The following is a 5,059-nucleotide window of genomic DNA, read 5'->3' on the forward strand; positions in this document are numbered from 1 at the left end:
CCGGCGCCGGCTCATGAGGCCGCGTCCGGCACGGCCGGCGCCGCCGGCCTCCGGGGTGCGCTGGTCGCGGGTGCCGGCCGCGGAGACCGGCCCCCAGACCCTTCTGGACCAGGTCGACACGGAGCTGGTCCGCTACGGCGTCCTGACCAGGGGCAGCGCCCTCACCGAGCCGGGCACCGGAGATTTCTCACGGGTCTACCGCCTGCTCAGCACGCTCGAGGAATCCGGTGCGGTACGTCGCGGCTACTTCATCGAGGGACTGGGCGGGGCGCAGTTCGCCGTGCCGGGGGCCGTCGACGAGCTGCGGCGGGCCGGTACCGCGCCGCTGCGGCTGCTGGCCGCCTGCGATCCGGCGAACCCCTACGGCGCGGCCCTCGAGTGGCCCGCGACGAACGCCCACCGGCCGTCCCGGAAGGCCGGCGCTCTCGTCGCCCTCGACGACGGGGCCCCGGTCGTCTACCTGGAGCGCGGCGCGCACACGCTCGTCACCTTCGCCGACGCCGGCCCCGAGGCGATCGGCCGAGCCCTGTCGATGGTGGGCGGCATGGTCGACGCCGGGCGCATCCGGCAGGTGTCGATCGACCGCATCGACGCTCGCAGCGCCCTGGAGGCCGGGGAGCTGCACGAGGGTCTCGAGGCGGCCGGTTTCGTAGCGAGCCCGCAGGGCTACAGGCGCAGACGGGCCGTCGCGGGCCGCCGACCGGGCTGACCCGGCGGCGGCCCCGCAGCGGATGGGCCATTCGGCGTCCCTCAGGCCGCGACCTCGACCTGACGGCGGGGCTGCGCAGTAGGGTTTCCGTCGTTCTCGATCTCTGCGACGAGGAGCTTCTCGCTCACGCGGCGGAAGATCTCCGACATCGGCACGCGAAGGGCGGTACAGATCGAGGAGAGCAGTTCGCTCGAGGCCTCTTTCTGCCCCCGTTCGACCTCGGAGAGGTAACCGAGGCTCACACGGGCGGAAAGCGAGACGTCACGCAGGGTGCGCCCCTGACCCATACGGTGCTCACGAAGAGCCTCACCGAGCAGTTCACGGACCAACAGCGGCTTCACAATGTCTCCCCTCGGGACCCGCGCGGCCTGCCTCCTCACGGCAGTCAACCCCGCGGTCACACCTGGTAAACGGGTCGCGGCACCGATTCATTCCCGATGAGCGAACATTTTTCGACCCCAGTGCGACGGGGCGAGGGCCGGGATGCTATAGGGGTGCTCGGGCCGCCAGTCGCAGGGCCTGCCGGATGGTCGCCTCGCGGATCTGCGCGCGCCCGCCGCTCAGCGCGAGCCGGTGGGCGCTCGCGCCCGCCGGAGTGCGGATGCCGATCCACACGGTCCCGGGGGCGACGCCGTCCTGACCGAGGGGGCCGGCAGTGCCGGTGGCCGAGACGGCCACATCGGCCCCGCACGCCCGCGCGGCGCCACCGGCCATCTGGAGGGCGGTGCGCTCGTTGATGACGCCGTTCTCCGCGATGAACCCGGCGTCGACCCCGGCCAATGAGGTCTTGAGCTCGCTGGCGTAGGTGATCAGCCCCCCGCGGAAGACGTCCGAGGCTCCCGGCACGCCGGTCAGGGCCCAGCCGATGCCGCCGCCGGTGATCGACTCGCAGGTGGCGAGCCCCAGACCGCGCCGCCGGCAGGCCGCGAGCAGGCTCTCGGCGGCTGCCCGGATGGACTCGTCCTGGCCGGTCATCGGTTCTGCCCGGCGCTGTAATCGATGGGGTGGCCGACCCTGACGGAGTCGCGGCGCAGCCGGTAGGCGTCGAAGACGTAGTCGACACCGGTCAGCACGGTGAGCGCGAAGGCCGCCCACATGATGAGCCAGCGCAGCGCCCAGAACCAGGTGAGGCCGTCGGGAACCCAGATCAGGAACATGGTCAGTGCGACGCCCTGCAGGGCAGTCTTGAGCTTGCCGCCCCTCTTCGCGGCCATGACGCCGTACTTGAGCACCCGGAAGCGCATCAGCGTGATGCCCCACTCGCGCAGCAGGATGACGACGGTGACCGGCCAGGACAGCTCGCCGATGATCGACAGGCCCACGAAGGCCATGCCGGTGAGCGCCTTGTCGGCCACCGAGTCCCAGATCTTGCCGAAATTGGTGACCTGGTTGTACTTGCGGGCTATCTTGCCGTCGGCCAGGTCGGTGAGGATGGCGACGATGAAGACCGCCGTCGCCCAGCACCGCCAGGCATGGCTGTGCGGATGCGTCAGCAGGACGACCGCGAAGACCGGCACGAGGACCAGGCGCAGGACCGTCAGGACGTTCGGGACGTTCCAGACGAAGGCCAGCGTCGTGTCCTGCTCGACCTCGGTCACCTCAGGCTTGCTCATGCGCGCTGCGCCCCCTGCTCTGCTCCGTCCTGCACACCCGCGGCGGCGCCGGTCGGGGCCCGGCGACCGGGCCGGTGCCGCGTGATGCCACAACCGTAGTCGCTCCGGGACCCCCCGCAAGGGCCGGCGCACTGCGGGAAACGGTGCGCGACCCCGCGGCGGCGCCGACGGGGGCCTCGGCGCCGATCAGACGAACCGCGGGCCTGTCCATGTCTCAGTATCCACCGCCGCGCCCGGGCGCGCGAGGCGCCGCATCCTCAGGCGGCCCCGCCCGACAGCGAGGCGAGCACGTCGCCCAGGTCGTCCGGTTTGACGAGCACGTCGCGGGGCTTGGAGCCCTCCGAGGGGCCGACGACGCCGCGCGTCTCGAGGATGTCCATGATGCGTCCGGCCTTGGCGAAGCCGACGCGCAGCTTGCGCTGGAGCATCGAGGTGGAGCCGAGCTGCAGCTCCACGACCTGGCGGCAGGCTTCGAGGACGAGCTCCAAGTCGTCGCCGATGTCCTCGGCGGCCTTCTTCTCGCCGGCCGCTGACGCGGTCACGTCGGTGCGGTACTGGGGCTCCAGCTGGGCCTTGACGCGCTCGACGACGTCGCGGATCTCGGCCTCGGTGACCCAGCTGCCCTGGACCCGCTTCGGGTTGGCGGCGCCCATCGGCAGGAAGAGGCCGTCGCCCTGGCCGACCAGGCGCTCGGCGCCGGTCTGGTCGAGGATGACCCTCGAGTCGGTGGCAGAGCTCGTGGCGAACGCCAGCCGCGAGGGGATGTTGGCCTTGATGAGGCCGGTCACCACGTCGACCGACGGGCGCTGGGTGGCGAGCACCAGGTGGATGCCGGCGGCGCGGGCCAGCTGGGTGATGCGCACGATCGACTCCTCGACGTCGCGCGGGGCGACCATCATGAGGTCGCTCAGCTCGTCGACGACGACCAGCAGGTACGGGTACGGGGTGAGCTCGCGCTCGGAGCCGGGGGGCAACTGCACCTGGCCGGCGCGCACCGCCCTGTTGAAGTCGTCGATGTGGCGGAAGCTGAAGGCGGCCAGGTCGTCGTAGCGGTGATCCATCTCCTGGACGACCCACTCGAGGGCCTGGGCGGCCTTCTTCGGGTTCGTGATGATGGGTGTGACCAGGTGCGGGATGCCTTCGTACTGGTTGAGCTCCACGCGCTTGGGGTCGACGAGGATCAGCCGGACCTCGTCGGGCGTGGCCCGGACCATGATCGAGGTGATCATGGAGTTCACGAAGCTCGACTTGCCCGAGCCGGTGGCGCCGGCCACGAGCAGGTGCGGCATCTTGGCGATGTTCGCCAGGACGACGCGGCCCTCGACGTCCTTGCCCAGGCCGACGATGAGCGGCTTGCCGCTGTTCCGCGCCTGGGGGCTGCGCAGCACGTCGCCGAGCGAGACGATCTCCTTGTCCTTGTTCGGGATCTCGATGCCGATGGCGGACTTGCCGGGGATGGGCGACAGGATCGTCACGTCGGGCGAGGCGACCGCGTAGGCGATGTTGCGCTGCAGGGCCGTGACCTTCTCGACCTTGACGCCGGCGCCGAGCTCCACCTCGTACTGGGTGACCGTCGGACCGCGCGTGTAACCGGTGACCTGGGCGTCGATGCCGAACTCCCCGAACACCGACTGCAGGGAGTCGACGAGTTCGTCGGAGGCCGCAGTACGGGCCTTGGGCGCCGAGCCCGGCTTGAGCAGGCCGAGATCGGGCAGCGTGTACTGGACGTCGCCGGACAGCCGCAGCTGCTCGACGCGCGCGGGCATCTGCGCGTGCTCGGGGGCGGCCAGTCCGGCACCGGGCTCCGGGTCGGGGACGGCCGGCGGCTCGGGGGATGGGAGCGGCAGAGAGCGCTGCTCGGGGGCGGCCCGTCCTGCGCCGACGGCCTTCGCAGTGGGCTTCGTGGCGGGGCCGGACCCGGAGTCCGTGAAGGCCTCCGCGTCGAAGACCTCCTCGGGTTCGCCGGCGGGCTCGGCGGATTTCTTCGGCCTGCGGCCCCGGCTCCTGTGCTCCTCGATGATCGGGGTGTCGTAGGCCTCGTCGACGCCGTATTTGAGCGCCTTGCGCTCCTGCCGGGCCGCCATGGCCCTGTCGCGGCGGTCCTGAGCTCCGGCGAACGCGTCGCGGACCTGGTCGACGATCTCGTAGATGGGCTTGCCGATGATGACCAGCAGGCCGAACAGCACGACGAAGAACAGCAGTACGCCGGCCAGCCATGCGGGCATGAGCTGCTTCAGCATGGAGCTCGAGATGTAGCCGATGATCCCGCCGCGGGCGCGCATCCTCTCGATGACGGCCGGGCCGGGCAGTGGGGACTCGGTTACGTTGACCAGGCCCAGCAGCCCCAGCAGGAAGAGTGTCCAGCCGACGACCTGGCGGCCGGCGGGGCCGTTGGCCTCAGGATTGCGCAGCGTGCGCCACGCCATGGCGCCCATGAGGAAGGGCAGGACGCAGCTGAGGGCGCCGAAGACGGTACTGAAGGCGATGCGGATGCCGTGGCCGAGCGCGCCGGGTACCCCGAACCAGAACTCGGCGGCGACGACGATGGCCAGGACGACGAGGGCCAGGCCCGCGCCGTCGCGGCGCAGGGCGGGGTCGATGTCCCGGGCGGAACGGCCGATCCGGCGCGCGCCGGAGCCGAGCGCGCCGGCGAGGCCCGACCACGCCACGCCGATCGCGTGCCGCAGCGGATTCGGGCGCGACGCGGCGCCTCGCGCCCCGCCCTTGGAGGACCTGG

Annotated in this window: 4 protein-coding genes and 1 pseudogene; 1 reads left to right on the forward strand and 4 read right to left on the reverse strand. The window is 71.6% G+C overall.

Annotated features, from left to right (window positions below):
• A pseudogene (locus R2N01_RS11060) lies at positions 1–709 on the forward strand (DEAD/DEAH box helicase); the annotation flags it as partial.
• A 41-nt stretch (positions 710–750) separates the two neighbouring features.
• Here the strand turns inward: R2N01_RS11060 and R2N01_RS11065 are convergent.
• From R2N01_RS11065 to R2N01_RS11080, 4 genes are all read right to left on the reverse strand, one after another.
• On the reverse strand, positions 751–1,050 hold the full coding sequence (locus R2N01_RS11065; protein WP_316671170.1) for a helix-turn-helix transcriptional regulator: 300 nt from the start codon (positions 1,048–1,050) through the stop codon (positions 751–753).
• Positions 1,051–1,195: 145 nt separating this feature from the next.
• Positions 1,196–1,684, reverse strand: a complete 489-nt coding sequence (locus tag R2N01_RS11070; protein WP_316671173.1) for a CinA family protein — start codon at positions 1,682–1,684, stop codon at positions 1,196–1,198.
• Complete coding sequence (pgsA, locus tag R2N01_RS11075) at positions 1,681–2,322, reverse strand: CDP-diacylglycerol--glycerol-3-phosphate 3-phosphatidyltransferase (RefSeq protein WP_316671176.1); 642 nt, start codon at positions 2,320–2,322, stop codon at positions 1,681–1,683. Before pgsA ends, R2N01_RS11070 begins: the two co-directional genes overlap by 4 nt.
• Positions 2,323–2,579: 257 nt before the next feature.
• Positions 2,580–5,059, reverse strand: a 2,480-nt coding sequence (locus R2N01_RS11080; RefSeq protein WP_399553287.1) for a DNA translocase FtsK 4TM domain-containing protein, incomplete at its 5' end; no start/stop codon positions are given.

The sequence above is a fragment of the uncultured Propionibacterium sp. genome (genome assembly GCF_963539965.1).
Classification (GTDB): domain Bacteria; phylum Actinomycetota; class Actinomycetes; order Propionibacteriales; family Propionibacteriaceae; genus Propionibacterium.